This is a genomic window from Vibrio mimicus CAIM 602 (genome assembly GCF_000338875.1).
Taxonomy (GTDB): Bacteria; Pseudomonadota; Gammaproteobacteria; order Enterobacterales; family Vibrionaceae; genus Vibrio; species Vibrio mimicus.
On record NZ_AOMO01000033.1, the window covers coordinates 78248 to 96038 of the forward strand.

Below are 17791 nucleotides of genomic sequence, written 5' to 3' on the forward strand. Positions count from 1 at the left end.
AGTTATACCTTAAATATAATCTTTTTGGTCACATAGAAGCTAAGTATCATGATCAATACATCAGAGCAGAACTTGAGTATAGATATATGTGCACTAAAATAATATTCAAACACAAGTAACAGTGTGGTTCCTAACATTGAGTTAGTAATTACGGCAAGTATATATTTCATGACTTGAGCCAATATTTGGTTTTTGTCGGCGCCTTTAAAGGTTACATAGCGATGCCCTAGAAAAGACATTGCTGCGGCAAAGGCCTTCGATGAAACATTGGCGAGAGCAACATCAAACTTTACGCTCATGGTCAGCAGCAAAAACATTCCCATCTCAAGTAAGTAAACCACTCCTTGAAGAAAGAAGTAGATGATTAATGATTTCATTTTTTATCTATCAGAAAAGACTGTCACTCACTTATTCATCAACAACAATTTGATAGCAGAACGTACGGAGAAGTATTGTTCAAGCGTTTTACGTCCATTTTCACCTAATTGCTCTCTAAGGTTGGCATCTTCCGTTAATTTTCTAGCTGCCTCAGTGAGCAATTCATCCTCCCCGTTGATATACGCAAACCCACACTGATTGTCGTTGATGTAGATTGACAAGTCATTGTCAGGATTCAAACTACCCAAAATCGGGAGTCTATTTGCTTTATATCCCAGCAGTTTGCCTGGGAAATTATGTGCTTTATGACTTCTTGCTAATGAGAACAGACCCACGTCTACCTGCGTGAGAATATCGGCGTAAACTTCCTGACTTACCGCCCCCATAACGGACAAGTTGTCAAGTCTCCACTCCTCTTTCTTTTCAAGAACCAGATCGAATTCATCCCCCTGCCCAACAAAGAGAAAATGAGCCGAAGGAACGTCTTTCATGTTCCTTACCAAACGAAGTAGGTTTGCCATATCTTGCGCATGGCCGATATTGCCACCGTAGAAGAAAAGGACTTTATCCTCTGTCGCGGTCTGTTTTCTGATATCAATCAGAGAACATGGCATGCCATGACACTTCATGTTTGACCAATTTCGAAGAACTTCGAGATTCTTAAACTGTGGATGTATTGAACTGAAGTAAGTCACATTGGCGTCGGACATCAAACCAATCTTATGAGACGCTTTGTAATTTAGGCGTTCAAAACACTGGAAATATCGTGCGACGATTGACCCTTTTCGAATGATTCCCTCATCAATGGCCCACTGAGGAAACATATCTCTAAGTATCAGATAGATTTGTGAATTGTGCGTCTTTCTCATCCAGTGCATTAACGGCCCAAAAAAGATGGTCGGAGAATAGTTAATACAGAGTTCGAACGGGTTTTCTTGAACTTTTTTGCGGATGGCCACCCAAGCCCGAAAAGATAAGAGCGACTCATTAATCGCCCTCTTTACCATGCCAACACCTCTAAGTGTACCGCTTCGAAAACGCCACACTTCAACATTGTTTACATAGTCAATAACCAGATCGCGCTCTTGATTAGACTTTCCCGGAGTAATAACAACAACATCATGTCCTTGGGACTGCAATTCGACCGCCAACTCGTTGAACATTTTCGCGTGAACACGTGTTCCTTCAGGCAAATATTCATCGGGGAACAGAGCAATTCGCACTAGTAGCGCCTCCAGACAATACGGTTTATGTAGTCTGTATAACTCAAAATCGTTCGAACCACTTTGTCTGATACGTTAGGGGCAACATAATCTTTGACGACATTGATTAATCGATTCGAACCTGATGCTTTCTGGTCTTCTAAGATGCTAATCGCTTGAATAATACGATCTACGTTCATACCCGTGAACATGACTGCACCTTCTTCAAAACCTTCTGGTCTTTCTTGAGCGTCTCGAATGTTGACCGCCGCAAGATTCAAAATTGATGCTTCTTCTGTGATGGTTCCACTATCACTGAGAACGATAAATGCGTCCTTTTGTAGTCTTACATAGTCAGAAAAACCAAGTGGCTTTAGAAGTTGCACGTTTTTGTGAAACTCAAGATTCAGCGCATCAATTTTCTTGCGCGTACGTGGGTGCGTAGACACAATAATCGGGAGATCGTACTTCTCGCCGATCACATTTAGGGCTTCAACAAATTTATGGATATTAACCGAATCTACGTTCTCTTCGCGGTGCACACTCACCACAAAGTATTTATTTGGCAAAACGTTCAGCTGCCCAGTAATGGTTGATTGCTCAATTTTGTCTTTATAGTACGCCAGTACCTCATCCATCGGGCTGCCCGTCTTAACGATAAAGTCAGGTGAAATCCCTTCTGCCAACAAGTATTCACGCGCAATATCACTATACGGCATATTGACATCAGAAATATGGTCAACAATCTTGCGGTTGATCTCTTCAGGTACGCGTTGATCAAAGCATCGGTTACCAGCTTCCATATGGAATAATGGGATTTTGTGTCGCTTCGCGGAAATAGCTGACAGTGCGCTATTTGTGTCACCGAGGATCAGCACCGCATCTGGTTTCACTTCTGCTAGCAATGCGTCTGACTTACAGATCACTTGAGAGATAGTTTCGGCTGCCGAGCCACCTGCACATTCTAAGAACATATTTGGTGCGCGAATTTCTAAATCATCAAAAAAGATCTGATTCAGCTCATAATCATAGTTCTGACCTGTATGAACAAAGATATGCTCGAAGTACATATCCAGTTTCGCAATCACGCGAGACAAACGAATAATTTCAGGTCTGGTACCTACAAATGTAACAACTTTTAACTTTTTCATTTTTTATACCGTTTGACAAAGTCTGTATGCATGTAATCGACAAGCTCTTCCCAGGAAGGAGGAGTAAAGTCAATTTCAGTTCTTAACTTTGTAGAATCCAACGAGCGATCAATATTAAGTGTATTGTCTGCATTGATCACAATATCTTTCTTATAGGTATTGGACACCAACTTTAGTAGCGTGTATTTGTCAATTGGAGCAACTGACAAATGATATAGGCCATTGATATCACTATCGAAGATTTTTTCGGACAACAATTGGGCGATGTAACACGTAGGCAAACCCGAGAAAATAGCTTTCGTGAAACCTTTCACTTGCCCTTCTTGAGACAAAAACCAGTCAATCAGACTCAAGTTCGAATTCAGTTCGTGACCAATGATTGAAGTGCGCAATGTCAGGTGATTACCGTATTCCACCTCACCCAGTTTCTTTGATAACCCATATAGGTCAACTGAGTCTGGTGCAGTTTCTTCGGTATACATGCCTTGTTTACCAGTGAAAACACAGTCGGTTGAGAAATGGATAAGTTTGGCAGAGACCATATCACATAGAGCTGCCAGTTTATGGGGTAACAGAGAGTTAATGGAAATCGCCGCAACATGGTTTTTGGCGACATCATGCTGCTTGATCAAACCCACACAGTTGAGCACAAACTGAGGTTTCAGACTCTTGATAACGCTTTCGATTGTGCTGAAGTCATCAACATCAATGCCCGTGAAGATACTTGTCTCATAACCTTGGAAGTGCTCATTTAACTGATTTGCACGGACAGTACCAAAAACATTCAAGTTTTTCTTTTCACTAAGGTTTGAGAACAAGCTGTAACCCAGCATACCCGATGCACCTATGACGAGTACTTTCATTTATACGCCCTCTGGCACAAAAATATTGCCACTTTCAATTTCACGAATAAAATCCAGTTTACGCAGTAGCTCTTTCATTTCTTCAACGTTCAGAAGTTGGGTATTGTGAGAGTTGTAGTCTTCGATTGCTGACAAATCCTTTTCTCCATCCTCGAAGTACTTGGAGTAATTCAAGTCGCGGTTGTCAGAAGGAACGCGGAAGTAACGGCCTTGCTCTTCAGCAACAAACATTTCTTCACGGCTACAAAGTGCCTCATACAGTTTCTCACCATGGCGTGTTCCAATCACGTTCACGGTATGATCTTCTTTACCCATAATTTCTAGGATTGCTTTTACCAGAACGTCAATTGTTGCTGCGGGTGCTTTCTGAACAAAGATGTCACCGTTTTCACCGTTCTGGAACGCGTGAATCACGAGGTCTACTGCATCATCCAGCGTCATCATGAATCGGGTCATATTTGGATCAGTTACAGTAATCGGTTGCTTATTAACTACCTGACGAATAAATAGCGGGATCACAGAACCGCGTGACGCCATTACGTTTCCGTAGCGCGTACAACAAATAGTCGTGTTGGTGTGTTCCAACGAACGGCTCTTTGCAACGATGACTTTTTCCATCATAGCCTTTGAGATACCCATTGCATTGATCGGATAAACAGCTTTATCTGTGCTCAGGCACACAACCTTCTTCACATTGTTTGCGATCGCCGCTTCAAGAAGATTCTCAGTACCAACAACATTGGTTTTCACCGCTTCCATTGGGTAAAACTCACAAGATGGCACTTGCTTCAACGCGGCGGCATGGTAGATATAGTCAACGCCACGGGTTGCACTCAGCAAACTGTTATAGTCACGGACATCAGCGATATAAAATTTAAGTTTATTGTTGTTAAATTTTTTACGCATGTCGTCTTGTTTCTTTTCATCACGACTTAATATGCGAATTTCTTTAATATCACTATCTAGAAATCTATTCAGAACAGCATTTCCGAACGAACCAGTTCCGCCTGTAATTAGTAACGTTTTATCTTTAAACACGCTATACCTCACATATTTTATTTAATAATTTAAAAAAATCATTCCAGCCGGAATCAAACTTTGGTTCAAATTTGTTGAAACGTGCCAAATCGGATTCTGACAATTTCTGAATAGCTTCGGACCAAAGTAATGCAGAATCAGATACGAATGTAGCACCTTCATAACCATTTAATATTTCACGCGAAAAGCTGGTATCAGCACAAATAATAGGCTGCCCCTTGCTAGCTGCTTCAAGTAGGGGTAAACCAAAACTTTCAATTTTACTCGGAAATACGGTTGCAGATGTTTTCCTATAAAACCTTTGAACGTCAGGAAAACTCAGCTTTCCCAAATACACTACATTGCTCGATAAACCTAGCGTATCAATAAGACTGTCTAGGTAGCGTGACTCACCTTTCGCAATAGTAAAATAAAGCCCGATTTGTGAGATGTCATCCCGTTGTCCTATTTCACTGAGTGCTCTAAGTACTACCTCATGGTCTTTAAACGGTTCTGGTGTTGCAGGATAAAAAAGAGAAACACGATGGCGAATTCGTGTATCGGTTCCACCTTTATACTCTTCAACCGACAAATTTACCGTAGGCTTTAGTACATATGTTGCCTCATCACGAAGAGAAAACTTATTAACCAAAGCCTCTTTCATCCATTTTGTCTGCACAACAAAATGGGTGAGTTTGTCATTGTATAGAAAGATGAAAAGTGGATATATGTACTTGTAGAAAGCTAACCCCCTTTCTCTTTTAGAGAAAAAAGACCACTTCATATCATTCAGAGGAATACCTTGATGCAGATACACAATCTTGGGCTTACCCGGAAAATACACCGTTGTATTTTGTAGTGAAACCACAACATCGGGATCAATACCCTTCGCCTTAAGTGTTGCGCGAAGACCTTTAAAATCCCAGATAATCCTTTTTAAGGCGGATTGGCGCTTTACTTGCGTAACATGGAAGTTTTCTTTTTCACTGACATCTTTAATCTCATCATTGATGAACAAGTGGTAGTCATTTTGATTATCACTGTGCTCAATTAACTGATTTAAGATGGTCAGCCCCCCACCACCAATCAGGCTCGTGGCGGAGATCACAATAGATTTTCGTTTCATAGCACTTAACTTATTCTTGGCGAAAAATCATCACAACTTCTTCGCCATACTTTTTGCTAAATTTTGCTACGATGTATGCCACCCAAGCAAACGGGATAAGCATTAGCCATCTAGCTACTTTCCCAAGCTTGGTCGCCCAAAAATTTCCGACAAAAGATTCGTTATATATGCCAAGAAACATACTGTTTTTCGTTGTGACGTGACTCTTCGACGAAGAAAACGTCGAGAGCTCAATGAGTCTATTTGCGCTGTTAATACAAAATACGTTGACATGTCTTGGTGTTTCCCAACCTCGCCAGTAATCCCTAAAGGCTTTACAAGTTAACGAATCGATATTTGGTGTGCTCGCATAGATAATTCCACCGTCATGTAACAGCAGCTTGAGTTTCTCCACTTCTTTGAGCGGGTCTGGAACATGCTCTATGACGTGGTTAAGAAAAATGACATCAAATTTAATGTCTGTCTCGAGGGATGCTAAAACTTCACACCCAGTACTTTTGGCAACGTCCATCGCCTTACTGTCAAAATCATACCCATAGACCTGAGAAATACCCAACGCCTTCAGTTTGCGAAGAAAGTTCCCATTACCACAACCAAAATCAAGCACAGACACTGATGCTAAATCTTTGCCCGCAAAAAGTGCTTTCCAATCGGCGTCAAAGTGACGCATCTCTTTGGGGATCAAATACGCGAGCACTGACAGGTTCGCGGGTCTGTTTTCTTTATGCGTAGTATATTTGCCATAAAGCACTGCTAAATCGAAGTTTTCAGGCACTTTTGCGGAAACATGCCCACAGTCTGGGTTCAGGCACTGAATATAACTGAACTTAATGGGTAGAGAACATTCATAATCCGGCCTTTTTGATAGAATTTCTTTGGTCACACTCGAACAAAAAGGGCATTTCTTTTCATCTTTCAAAGGGGAACTCCAATATCAAGGCAAGCGCATATGAATAAATCGATATTTGTTTGAAATGAATTCAAAACGAGTAGACGAGTCAAAAACTCCTGCATGAATGTTCGATTTCAAACAGTTTCATAATATTACTTAACTAAGCGTTGCTCATCAGATATTCGCCATTTCCCCCAGATCGCTGCATCTATCACAAGGAACAGAAATTTCATTTTACAATCACCTTAGCAAACGAACATTACAATCTTAGTTATTTATAATTATATTCTACTACTTATGCCTCACTTGGTTTTCATAAACTCTACGTACTTTTCTACAGCTTCATTTATGTTTCTGTTATCAGAAATAACGTATTTACCACCACTCGGCATAGGATTTTTAAGTCTGACCAGAGTATTTTTCACTCGGTTAACTTTCAACTTCACTTTTTCCACCAAAAGAGAATACGTGCTGATCGGCATACCTGAACTTACACAAACCTCCATTGCGACTGCGATCTTGTCACCGTATTCAGCATGATTCGACTTACACAGAGATATCAATCGCGCAAAGTTAAACTTATCAGCAAGGTTGTAAACTTGAAGCGTCTCAACAGCAGCCTGAGACCAAGTCGTCTCAACAGAAAAGAAACGAGGTATACGTTCGTCCCATTTAATATTCTTAAACGGCTTGATATGTTCATCGTCATCGAGGGAACCTTTGTGCTTGTTCAAAGCACTTCGTCCTGTATTGCTCCCTCCCGAAGCGCCGGGGATCGTTACTGGATAGTCAACAGTATAATACTCGTCCGTTTGTGCAGCCAATGATACAGCAATAGATATATCAGGACTGATCCCTAAAAAGTAATTGCCATTCTTTGCTTTAATTTTTTCCAACACGGTTTTCTGCACTATCCCGTGATACAGTTTCGGTAACTCGTCAGTACCTTGACAGGCGTTGCTTAATGCATGCTGGAGTTGTTTTTTACTGTCACATCTCTTCCAATCACCACTAAATTTATCGATATACAATTTTCCTGCATGTTTGTCGCCCCAGACTTTAGTAACAAAGTCTGGCCATGAGTAAGTCGCAATGATTCGTGGAGAGAGAACACTAATTTCACGTTCTTTCATTGATTCAACAACTCGCTCTATTTCCGGGCAAACACTATCATCATCACCAATCAGACATACATACTCACCCATTGCGGATTCCACAGCGAAATTGTAGTTTTCTGTCATCGATAGACGCTGGGTATGATGCGTATATTTCAGCCGAGGTGTATCACTGTATTTTTCTAATAACGACTTTAACGAATCAGACTCGCTTGTATCACTCACTACAACTTCAACTCTGTCGCTGGTGTATGCTAGAATTGATTCTATCGAATGAACTGCATATTTCTGTCGGTTATGAGTTGCAATAACAACCGATAACAAATACTCATTTTTCATCTATATGTCTCATCATGTAAAAAGCATAAGCGGTAATTAATAGTAATGATGCTATTCCGCTTGGGACAATAATCAAAAGTTCATTAACATTCGCCAATAAGTTCAATAGAAAATGAGCGACCAGAAGAGTTAATACACATATTAATATAGGCAAAAACGTACCAAGTGCTATCCATTTAAACTTACTCTCTATTCCTGTAATATTTTCAAGATTAAAAAAATATAACTACTAATGTAACAATATTATAAGCAAGCCAACATTTTGCCACATCTATTGGTGTTAAATATGATGCAGCATAAATCTGAGCGGCAATCATGATCATACCAAAAAACACATTAACCTTTACCAGATATGAGATCCTACCAAATGCAAGTTGTGCACAATAAGGGATCATTAAAATACCTTGAATTAGACTACCTAAAATTAGGTACTTTAATATTTCTGATACCTCTTTTGCTAAAACCTCATTGCCAAAAAACAGTAATAGAACATATTTTGAATATGCAGCAGCGTAAATACAAATTGATGTAACACCGACCATCATGATCAATGAATTTTTAGTGATTTCTGCTTCATAACGTTGCATTTGGTTTGAGGCTTTGAGTACCACCAGTTTAGGGAAAAGATAATAATAAAATGCAGAAGTGAAGATCATAGGAAAACTTGCGATAGTAAACGCTAAAGAGTAATAACCAAGAATTTCACTCGATACAAATTTTGCCAGAATCAACTTATCACTTTGGAAACATAGAGAAGACATTATGACGAGAAACAACATCTTATTTTTAAAACTCTTATCTTTTACATTAGCATCCTCATTGATTTCAAGCATATCATTATATTGAGATTGATAATGAACAAATTTATTTTTTACCACTAATTGCAATACGCTAGTGTAAATAACGTTAGCAATAAAAAATATTAAGAAGTATGCAAAAACATTAAGATCAAAATGCAGAACAACAAAGGTTGCCACTGGGTATCGAATTATACTGAACGAAATATATAGTTTATTGAATTTTACTTGATACCCTGTTCCACACAGAGTTGCCTGATAATAGATTTGTAAGAATATCAATGACAGCGATGCCGACATTATGATATTTATTTTACTTAGGCTATCGCCGTGTGAACTAGCGAAATAAGTAAAGAGGACTAGTGAAACAAAGAAAAGCAGAGAAGAAACCTTCAAAAATGTGATGAAATACTGCTTCATCAATGCACTTGTCAGTAACGCATCTCCGCGCGAGTAGGAGTTTGAGATATTTTTTGTATAAGCTGCACTTATCCCACCATCAAGCAGCATCAGTACAGATTGTACTGCTGCAAAAAGTCCTACAAGCGCATACCCGTTTGGTCCAATAGCATCGATTAGAAAAGGAAGTGATACCAACATCATCAATGCTGACAAACATTTTCCAAGTATATTAGCTAGTAACTCTCGATTCATCCAAACTACCAAAAAGACGGCGATATAATGTCGATATATAGACTATAGAAAAACCACTTAACATGAATAACAAAAATAACCCGTATCTAATCTTATTGTTATTCGCATAGTAGACAGAGATGTGTTGAGACTCTTGATATAAACCACGACTTTCAACAATGGATATTAGCTCTAGATATGGCTCAAGAAGGTTTGAACAAAGTCTATCGAAATAATAACAAGTGCTTTCAGGATTTCTAAATCCATCAACATACTCTAATGTTGTTTTACGATAAATCCTTTCAACGTTTGCTTTGAAAAGTTCCATAGAATCCCGATATAACTCTAGATCACCCACTACTTTCACCATATAAATACCAGTTCCAATCCTCTTTATGTTGATCGTCTCTTTTATTTTATGATAAAGCGTGACTGTATCCTTAACCGTTAATAATTCAGGATGTTCATCTTTTAGTAATTCGACCAATTCCTTAGCAAAAACCATATCTTCAGTGAGATTTTTAGTCAACTGATCTAGTGGTGGTTTGGGATTCCTTAGATTACCATAACCATCATAAGTTGGTGTAATGAACAAGTAGCCTTCATAAACACTGATTTCTTGTTTTTCGGGCATAAATTTATACCCTAAGTATCCAGAAATTGCCGTGGCAACGAGTAGTATGAAGAGGTTTTCTCTCAAATTTGACAGTATAATCCTCATGAATCCATTATCCTTGAGTTTCCATAAATTATCGGTAGCAAATAGATCATTGGGAATACCTCAAATGTTACTGTTGTCATCCCAAATATTACATATACAGCTATAATTGAAAGTCTCGCACCATTCTTATTTGTCAGTGCTTTATAAGTAAAGTAAATCACAACACCAAGATACATGATGGAACCTAAATAACCCAGATTTCCCTGAACTGATGCAATAATTGAATCAGCAGCTTCGTAAACTTTAGCAGGATCTAACATTGAAAAAAGTAAATTAGCCGTATTAGTATTGTAGCCAAATTCACCAGACAAAAAACCTACATTTTGAAATTCAGCCATCATCAGATTAAATCTTCCAATACCAGATAAAGCCACATAGTTTTCACGATTTAACAAGCTGTCTAAGTTAAGTAAAATAATAGGTAATATTATTGTCAATGCTAATGCGGCAAAGATTATGTAACGCATAGGAACGATGAATATCATCAACAACGCGACTAACGTAATCAAACCAGTACCAGATCTTGTCAAAAATATAGAAAATGTTCCAAGTAAAAGAAGAGATATTATTGTTGTTCTACTAAAGTATTCTTTTTTGTAAGCAAGAAATGCAATTGCTGTACATGTGAAGAATGCACTTGTATTTGGTGCCATGAATATACCCATAACACGGGAAGACATACCAAATTCAGTAGTACCAAACCAATGAGGCATAAATGCTAACTGGTAAATTTGTGTGGCTATATTAATGATAAAAATGTATGAAATAAGATATACTGCTGTCTTTTCAAATTTCTTAAAATCGATAACCCCTAAAAACATTATTATGAAGACAGGTAGTATCCATCGAAATCCAGCAAGAAAATAAATTTCTTTGGTGGTAAAATATGTATATGCCGCACTGACAACAACAAATAAACCAAATAATAATATCGTAATGAAAACTGGAGTTTTTGACCTATATAAAAACAATGGCAGCAATGCCAAGAAAAGCACAACTACAAGTATATCTTTTATAAATTTAAAAATAGGAAATATTCCTGCACTGGCGAGAGTTGTAAAAGTACCAGAATACATCGGAATTTGATCAAAGATACTCATCACAGCGGTAAACGAGAGTAAGATGAAATAAATCTTGATAACTAAATCTTCAATTTCTTCTTCGTGGTGAAGTCTTTTTATACCCAAAATATTGTTCGATATTGCTATCATTCAATGACGCTCTCTTATCAGAATGGGAGCATACTTTGCCCACCATTTAACCAATGCATGTTCCATGGATGATGTCACGAACATTTCCCGATCAACAATTGACTAAGTAATGCTCTGAAATTATTTTAAAATCAAAAATTAATACAGAGCCTGTTCCGAACAAATATTAACAATCAATATTTTTCCAGGGGTTTATCTACATCAGAGCCTTGTATACGTTACAGTTCGTAAAACTCTTGAATAAAACATTTTATGATCAATTAAAGCATTCAATACTCAGCCAGTAATATTTTGTAGTTGTGTTAGCGCACGCTCTCTTTCACACTCCATAGCTACTGTGCTGTCAACGCTTCAGCTATAGAGGCAGCCGTAAAATCCGTGTACTAAGAATAATTAACCATTAACCTTACCAAAAGAAACCTACTGGCCTCATTTAAATCAACTTCATCACCAGAACAATGAGCACTTGATCGCTATTAATCTGGTAGAACATTAACGTTGTTTGGTGGTGCTCTCATTAACGTCCCATGAAATATAAATTTTTGACACGCTACCGCCCTTAGGTCTCGCTCCTAATAGCGGTCATACAGGGTGTGTTTTGCCACGAAGTCTAAACCAAAACCCCCTACAGGGCGAGCCTTCAAAAGGCACGACTTAGATTTTGTGATTACAGTACTGAATTGACAGGCTATAATGCGTGCAACTGTTCGCATCTATAGGAATTCATAATGATTATCGTAACTGGCGGCGCTGGCATGATTGGCAGCAACATTATCAAAGCGCTTAATGAGCGCGGTATCACTGACATTCTGGTCGTCGATCATCTGAAAAATGGTCGTAAATTCAAAAATCTGGTTGACCTACAGATCGCTGACTACATGGATCGAGATGACTTCCTTGCTCAAATTATGGCTGGTGATGACTTCGGGCCGATTGACGCTATTTTCCATGAGGGCGCTTGCTCAGCTACCACTGAGTGGGATGGTAAATATGTCATGCTCAACAACTATGAATACTCTAAAGAGCTGCTGCACTACTGTTTAGACCGTGAAATTCCATTCCTTTATGCCTCTTCTGCAGCAACCTATGGTGATACCAATACCTTCATTGAAGAGCCGCAATACGAAGGTGCACTCAACGTTTACGGTTATTCCAAGCAGCAGTTTGATAACTATGTGCGCCGCCTATGGCTAGATGCGAAACAACACGGTGAAACCTTATCGCAAATAACGGGTTTTCGTTACTTCAACGTATACGGTCCTCGTGAGCAGCATAAAGGCTCTATGGCTTCGGTTGCTTTTCATTTGAACAATCAAATGAACGCGGGTGAAAATCCGAAACTGTTTGCTGGCAGTGAGAACTTTAAACGTGATTTCGTGTATGTCGGCGATGTTGCTGCGGTCAATTTATGGTTTTTAGATCATGGTGTATCTGGCATTTTCAACTGTGGAACTGGTAAAGCGGAATCGTTCAATGAAGTGGCAAAAGCAGTGATCGCATTCCATGGACGTGGCAAAGTCGAAACCATTCCTTTCCCTGACCATCTAAAAGGTGCTTATCAAGAGTTTACCGAGGCAGACCTCACCAAACTTCGTTCCGCTGGCTGTGATGTACAGTTCAAAACTGTGGCTGAAGGTGTTGCTGAATATATGGCGCTAATTAATCGTAAGTGAAGAACCACCTTCCCAAACTCCCCCTTGAAGGGGGAGACACAAAAACAAACCCGATACCCTCACCGAAAAGATGAAGGGAAACCGGATAAAACACTCCTTACCACAGGGAGTAAAATAATTGCCCTAACAAGGCGTTCATGATCAAACATGAAAGTTGGAGTTTAGATGAATATTTTGATGGCCCTATCCCAACTCGAAGTAACGGGAGCCGAGGTGTATGCCACTAGTGTAGGTAATGAGCTCACTCGACGTGGTCATCAGGTATTTTATGTTTCCGATACGCTCACCAAAGCTCACGATGGCCTGTTTTTTAAACTGCGCTTTAATAAACGCAGCATCCCACGGCGCTTTTGGCATGTCGCCTATCTGGTTTACCTGCTCAAGAAACATCAGATCCAGTTAGTCCATGCTCACTCACGAGCATCAAGTTGGAGTTGCCATATTGCCTGCCGTTTGACTAATACTCCAATGGTTACCACGGTCCATGGTCGTCAACCGGTACATGCTTCGCGCAAAAAATTCCATGCAATGGGAGATAAAGCACTGCCTGTTTGCGAAGCAATACGAGAGCAATTAATCAAAGAGCTCGATGTACCAGAGAGCCAACTGCACGTAAGCCGTAATGGGATAGAAACAAGTATCTTTAAACGTAGCGCTGCACCCAATAATCCTAAGCCGGTTATCTCTATCATTGGCCGACTCAGTGGCCCTAAAGGTGAACTTTGCTATAGGTTGCTAACCGAGTGTTTAGACCTCGAGCGCTACCAAGTACAAGTGATCACAGGTACACCGTTAACCGAGCGTTTTAGCGCACTGCAAGATAAAGTCTCATTTCCCGGCTACAGCGCTAACGTTGAACAGATCATGGCTCAATCAGATTTGGTGATTGGTGCAGGACGAGTCGCGATGGAGGCACTCCTGTGTGGCCGCCCGACCCTTGCGATTGGTGAAGCAAGCTGCGTGGGGATTATCGAACTGGATAATCTAAACCAAGCCATGGCAAGCAATTTTGGCGACATTGGCCCACACGATCTGGCGATAGATTTCCAGCAGATCCCCGCTTTGATTGAGCAAGGCCTAAGTCAACCACACTGCGCTCAAGAGATCACTGAACAGATCAAGCTTAACTATGATTTACAAGTGATTGTCGATGACCTTGAAAGCCTTTATCAAACGGTTTATGTCAACAAGTTACAACGAGAAGTTCCCATCATTATGTACCATCGCTTTATTCGTGATGACAGTGAAAAAGGGGTACATGGAACCTATTTGCATGTTAAACAGCTTGAGAAACATTTTCAGTTGCTTAAGAAAATGGGCTTTGAAACTTTGACCTTTAAAGAGCTAGCCGAGAAAGGGTTTATCCATCGTTTACAACCCGGTAAACGTTTTATCATGATTACCGTGGATGATGGCTATCGAGACAACCATGAACTGTTACTGCCACTGCTCAAAAAATATCGTTTTAAAGCGGTAGTTTACGTTGTCACGGGAGAAAACTTTAATCGCTGGGATGTCGAAGTGAGTGACAACCCAGAAAAAGTGGTGCCTTTGATGTCACGTGAGCAAGTCAAAGCGTTACATAACTCTGGATTAATAGAAATTGGTGGCCATACAATGACTCATCCCTTTTTGAGTAAACTCAGTGAATCGGAGCAACGCGAAGAGATTCTGCGCAACAAGCTCGAACTTGAAGAGCTAATCGGAGAGCCACTCACCTCCTTTGCTTATCCTTATGGTGACCACGACGCAACATCTAAACGACTGGCTCAGGAGTTGGGTTATCCATTCGCCGTAGCAACTAACAGTGGTCCACTTTTGATGCACCAAGATCCCTATCAAATACGCCGGATTGCGATTTTTCCAAGAACCGACACTTTTGGTCTGTGGCGAAAAGTGAAAGGGAATTATCTATTTAGAAAAATGAATAAGAAATAATAAGAGGTTGCAGATGGCAGGCTTTAGTTTGATTGCAAAATTACGTAATAAAATTCGGGTAAAACCCAACAATAGCATTCAAATAGGTAAAAACACTCGCATTCGTTATTGTGACATTTATGTTAATGGAGAAAATAATCAACTTATTATTCATGATGGCGCAAACTTAAAAGGTGTATCTATCGAGCTCAATGGCAATAATTGCCTCTTAGAAATTGGTGAAAACTGCGTAATTGGCGAGAATTGTTTTTTATCATGCCGAGAATCTGAAACAAAATTATTGATTGGTAAAGAATGCATGTTTTCGCGCAATGTAAAACTGATGACCAGTGATGGCCATGATATTTTACGTGATGGAAAACGAATTAATCCGGCTAAAAGTATTTATATCGGACCGCATGTATGGTTAGCAGATAACGTTACCATATTAAAAGGTGTTCACATTGGTAACGACTCTATAGTGGGGATAAACTCAACACTCACAAAATCAATAGAAACAAATGTTATTGCTGTTGGTAACCCAGCCAAAGTTATTCAAAACAACATCAACTGGGAGGAAAAACTAACTTATTGATAAGTTAGCCTTCAGCGAGATTCTTTAATCTGCTTTAACCAATCAGAAAAAGTATCTAACTGCCGCTTGAAACGATCAATTTCTTTTTGAATTTTTCCTATTCTTTCGTTACTCAGCTTAGAAAAAAGCTTATACATGGATGATTTTTTTTCTTTCCCATCAAGGCCCTGTAGATAGGTTGGCATATCAATTTTTTGCTCAAACTTTCCAATTGACTCAAAACTAACTTTCAAATGGTTATTTCCAGTAGTTCTGACTACTGCGTATGGGAATTCATAAAATCGAGAGATTACCCCACACTGTAATAACATCTCATTAAAGCTTGCCTCAGGAGCACTAATTCCACCAATATTAACCTTGTTAAAATCAATATAAAATCGATTAAAAAAATCGGTGTTATCATTAAATATATTGTCTATCGTCTGAGGTGTACTAATATAAAATATATCAGATGCAAGAGGAGTGTATATTTTTTTATTTACCTGTGAGTGTTGATGTGCACCATTAGAAAAGTGAATACATACATGTTCTGCAAACTCAAATTCTTGAATATAATCATCCAAATTCAACCTACACAATGGCATGACATCAGGTCTTAGTGTAATAACGAAATCATAATCAATAGAATGAGTTAATGAATACTCTCTTCTAAGCTTGTTCACCTTTTGCTGGGAATGGAACATAGCTTTCATTGAACGTAAAAGAATATTATTGTTTCCATTAAAATAACCTTGCTGCACAACAATTGAATTATCTTCAATTTCTAATGCCACAGGGTGGTAACATTCGATCAAATCCTGACGACTAGTTATACTTATAGACTCATTTTCTAGCGCTGATTTATGCCATGTTGGATCATTATGCTCTTCTGTTTCCCAAGTATGAATAAATATATCACAATTATATTCAGAAATAATATGTGCTATTTGGTAGGGAAGTGTTTTACGATAACTTCTTAGGTGGCCAAAAAACTGTAATGCCACTCTATAGTGATTCTTTTTCATCAAACCTAATCCAAAATAAACTTATAATAATTAAACTATATAAAATCACAGTGTGGTTGTATAAAAATAATGAATCAAACCATAAGCATACTCCAGTAAATATCACAAGAGACATCCCAAAAAGTTTGGTATGATAATTTTTATATTCCATTCCGCAAAAAAATGGACACGCAATAAAAATCAGTATAAAAACCAACCCAAACATTCCGCTATCGACTAACGCTTGAATATATTGATTATGAAAGTTCGCATTCGGATGTATCAAGAACTCGCTTAAGTAATCTGGATATTTTTTGTTGGCAATTTTTTCTGATGAAATAGACCTAACCAAACTTCTATCTGTACCAAAAATGATATGCTCAGAGGCAATATCTAATCCAGATTCCCATAATTTTATGCGAACTCCCGATGATGAACTATAATCATCATGCTCATAATTATGAATTTGTTCTACAGCATCACTTATTCTTTGCTCTACCATTGGTATATTCCACAACGCTAGAGGAAGCAAAATATAGCCAATAAGAATACTAAAAAACTTTATTTTTGATGGAGATTTTATTACAGAATATAAAGTAGAAAAAATAAACACAACTAACATCGCAAGTAGAGTTGCTCGTGTTTGAGTTAGAATAATTGAAGAGAATGCCAGAAAAAAACCGAAAAAAAACATTAGCCATGTTGATAGATTTTTATTCTCCTTCCTTATGAAAATATATGATAAAAAATCATACAAATTCCAGAAAAATAAGAATATGGTATCGGATTTATGGAGAACAAGCCCGCCCTCTCGACTCCTAAAAAATAAACTTGGTAAAAAGAACCTATACCGATTGATACTGAAGACATTGTTAATAAATAAAAAAACCAATTTCTCCTAAATCGTTCCAAAGGTAAGAAAATAAAATAAATCAATGAATGTAATATAGCCCGAGGAAAATCCGAATTCCCTTCATTAAATAGCTGCATCAAATAAAAATAACAACAGAATAAAAATGCCGAGATAATTATGGTTCTTTTTTCTCTAAACTCAGTCTTCCATAATGGATAAAACCGCACTGCACAATACAGAGCAGAGATAAGTATCAACCTAGATGCAAAATACTTAGAATCCGGCACATTAAATATAATCAAAAACACAACAAAAAATGGTGAGT

16 protein-coding genes are annotated in these 17791 nt (G+C 38.6%); 3 read left to right on the forward strand and 13 right to left on the reverse strand.

Annotated elements, in window-relative coordinates:
* Positions 1-2: 2 nt before the first annotated feature.
* From D908_RS08490 to D908_RS08440, 11 genes are all read right to left on the reverse strand, one after another.
* A complete protein-coding gene (locus D908_RS08490; RefSeq protein WP_017045894.1) occupies positions 3-377 on the reverse strand; it encodes a GtrA family protein in 375 nt (124 codons plus the stop codon).
* 27 nt (positions 378-404) lie between these two features.
* Positions 405-1601, reverse strand: a complete 1197-nt coding sequence (locus tag D908_RS08485) for a glycosyltransferase family 4 protein (protein WP_005524846.1) — start codon at positions 1599-1601, stop codon at positions 405-407.
* Positions 1601-2731, reverse strand: a complete 1131-nt coding sequence (gene wecB, locus D908_RS08480; protein ID WP_002156760.1) for a non-hydrolyzing UDP-N-acetylglucosamine 2-epimerase — start codon at positions 2729-2731, stop codon at positions 1601-1603. The genes D908_RS08485 and wecB overlap by 1 nt, the downstream gene beginning before the upstream one ends.
* Positions 2728-3594, reverse strand: a complete 867-nt coding sequence (locus D908_RS08475; protein ID WP_005524847.1) for a dTDP-4-dehydrorhamnose reductase family protein — start codon at positions 3592-3594, stop codon at positions 2728-2730. The genes wecB and D908_RS08475 overlap by 4 nt, the downstream gene beginning before the upstream one ends.
* Positions 3595-4632 (reverse strand): polysaccharide biosynthesis protein, encoded by a 1038-nt coding sequence (locus D908_RS08470; RefSeq protein ID WP_005524848.1) that lies wholly within the window; start codon positions 4630-4632, stop codon positions 3595-3597.
* A 1-nt stretch (position 4633) separates the two neighbouring features.
* Positions 4634-5737, reverse strand: coding sequence for a glycosyltransferase (locus D908_RS08465; protein WP_005524849.1), 1104 nt, complete (start codon positions 5735-5737; stop codon positions 4634-4636).
* 10 nt (positions 5738-5747) lie between these two features.
* Positions 5748-6656: a class I SAM-dependent methyltransferase gene (locus D908_RS08460; protein ID WP_005524850.1), complete on the reverse strand. Its 909-nt coding sequence runs from the start codon at positions 6654-6656 to the stop codon at positions 5748-5750.
* A gap of 275 nt (positions 6657-6931) precedes the next feature.
* Entirely contained in the window at positions 6932-8083 is a 1152-nt protein-coding gene (locus tag D908_RS08455) for a glycosyltransferase family 2 protein (RefSeq protein ID WP_005524851.1), read from the reverse strand.
* Positions 8084-8295: 212 nt separating this feature from the next.
* The gene (locus D908_RS08450; protein WP_005524853.1) at positions 8296-9534 is read right to left on the reverse strand and encodes a lipopolysaccharide biosynthesis protein; all 1239 of its coding nucleotides are present in this window, start codon (positions 9532-9534) and stop codon (positions 8296-8298) included.
* Entirely contained in the window at positions 9512-10147 is a 636-nt protein-coding gene (locus D908_RS08445; protein WP_235047361.1) for a hypothetical protein, read from the reverse strand. The genes D908_RS08450 and D908_RS08445 overlap by 23 nt, the downstream gene beginning before the upstream one ends.
* Positions 10148-10230: 83 nt before the next feature.
* The gene (locus tag D908_RS08440; RefSeq protein WP_005524855.1) at positions 10231-11445 is read right to left on the reverse strand and encodes a hypothetical protein; all 1215 of its coding nucleotides are present in this window, start codon (positions 11443-11445) and stop codon (positions 10231-10233) included.
* A gap of 728 nt (positions 11446-12173) precedes the next feature.
* Here D908_RS08440 and rfaD point away from each other — a divergent pair.
* The 3 genes from rfaD to D908_RS08425 all read left to right on the forward strand — a co-directional run bounded on the left by rfaD (position 12174) and on the right by D908_RS08425 (position 15630).
* A complete protein-coding gene (rfaD, locus tag D908_RS08435; protein WP_005524856.1) occupies positions 12174-13118 on the forward strand; it encodes an ADP-glyceromanno-heptose 6-epimerase in 945 nt (314 codons plus the stop codon).
* 165 nt (positions 13119-13283) lie between these two features.
* Complete coding sequence (locus tag D908_RS08430; RefSeq protein ID WP_005524857.1) at positions 13284-15056, forward strand: bifunctional glycosyltransferase family 4 protein/polysaccharide deacetylase; 1773 nt, start codon at positions 13284-13286, stop codon at positions 15054-15056.
* Positions 15057-15069: 13 nt separating this feature from the next.
* Complete coding sequence (locus tag D908_RS08425) at positions 15070-15630, forward strand: acyltransferase (RefSeq protein ID WP_005524858.1); 561 nt, start codon at positions 15070-15072, stop codon at positions 15628-15630.
* 11 nt (positions 15631-15641) lie between these two features.
* Here D908_RS08425 and D908_RS08420 read toward each other — a convergent pair whose 3' ends face one another.
* Together D908_RS08420 and D908_RS0119460 are read right to left on the reverse strand one after the other, a co-directional pair.
* A complete protein-coding gene (locus D908_RS08420; RefSeq protein WP_005524859.1) occupies positions 15642-16634 on the reverse strand; it encodes a hypothetical protein in 993 nt (330 codons plus the stop codon).
* Positions 16615-17307, reverse strand: a complete 693-nt coding sequence (locus D908_RS0119460; protein WP_032467615.1) for an O-antigen ligase family protein — start codon at positions 17305-17307, stop codon at positions 16615-16617. Before D908_RS0119460 ends, D908_RS08420 begins: the two co-directional genes overlap by 20 nt.
* Between the last annotated feature and the right edge of the window lie 484 nt (positions 17308-17791).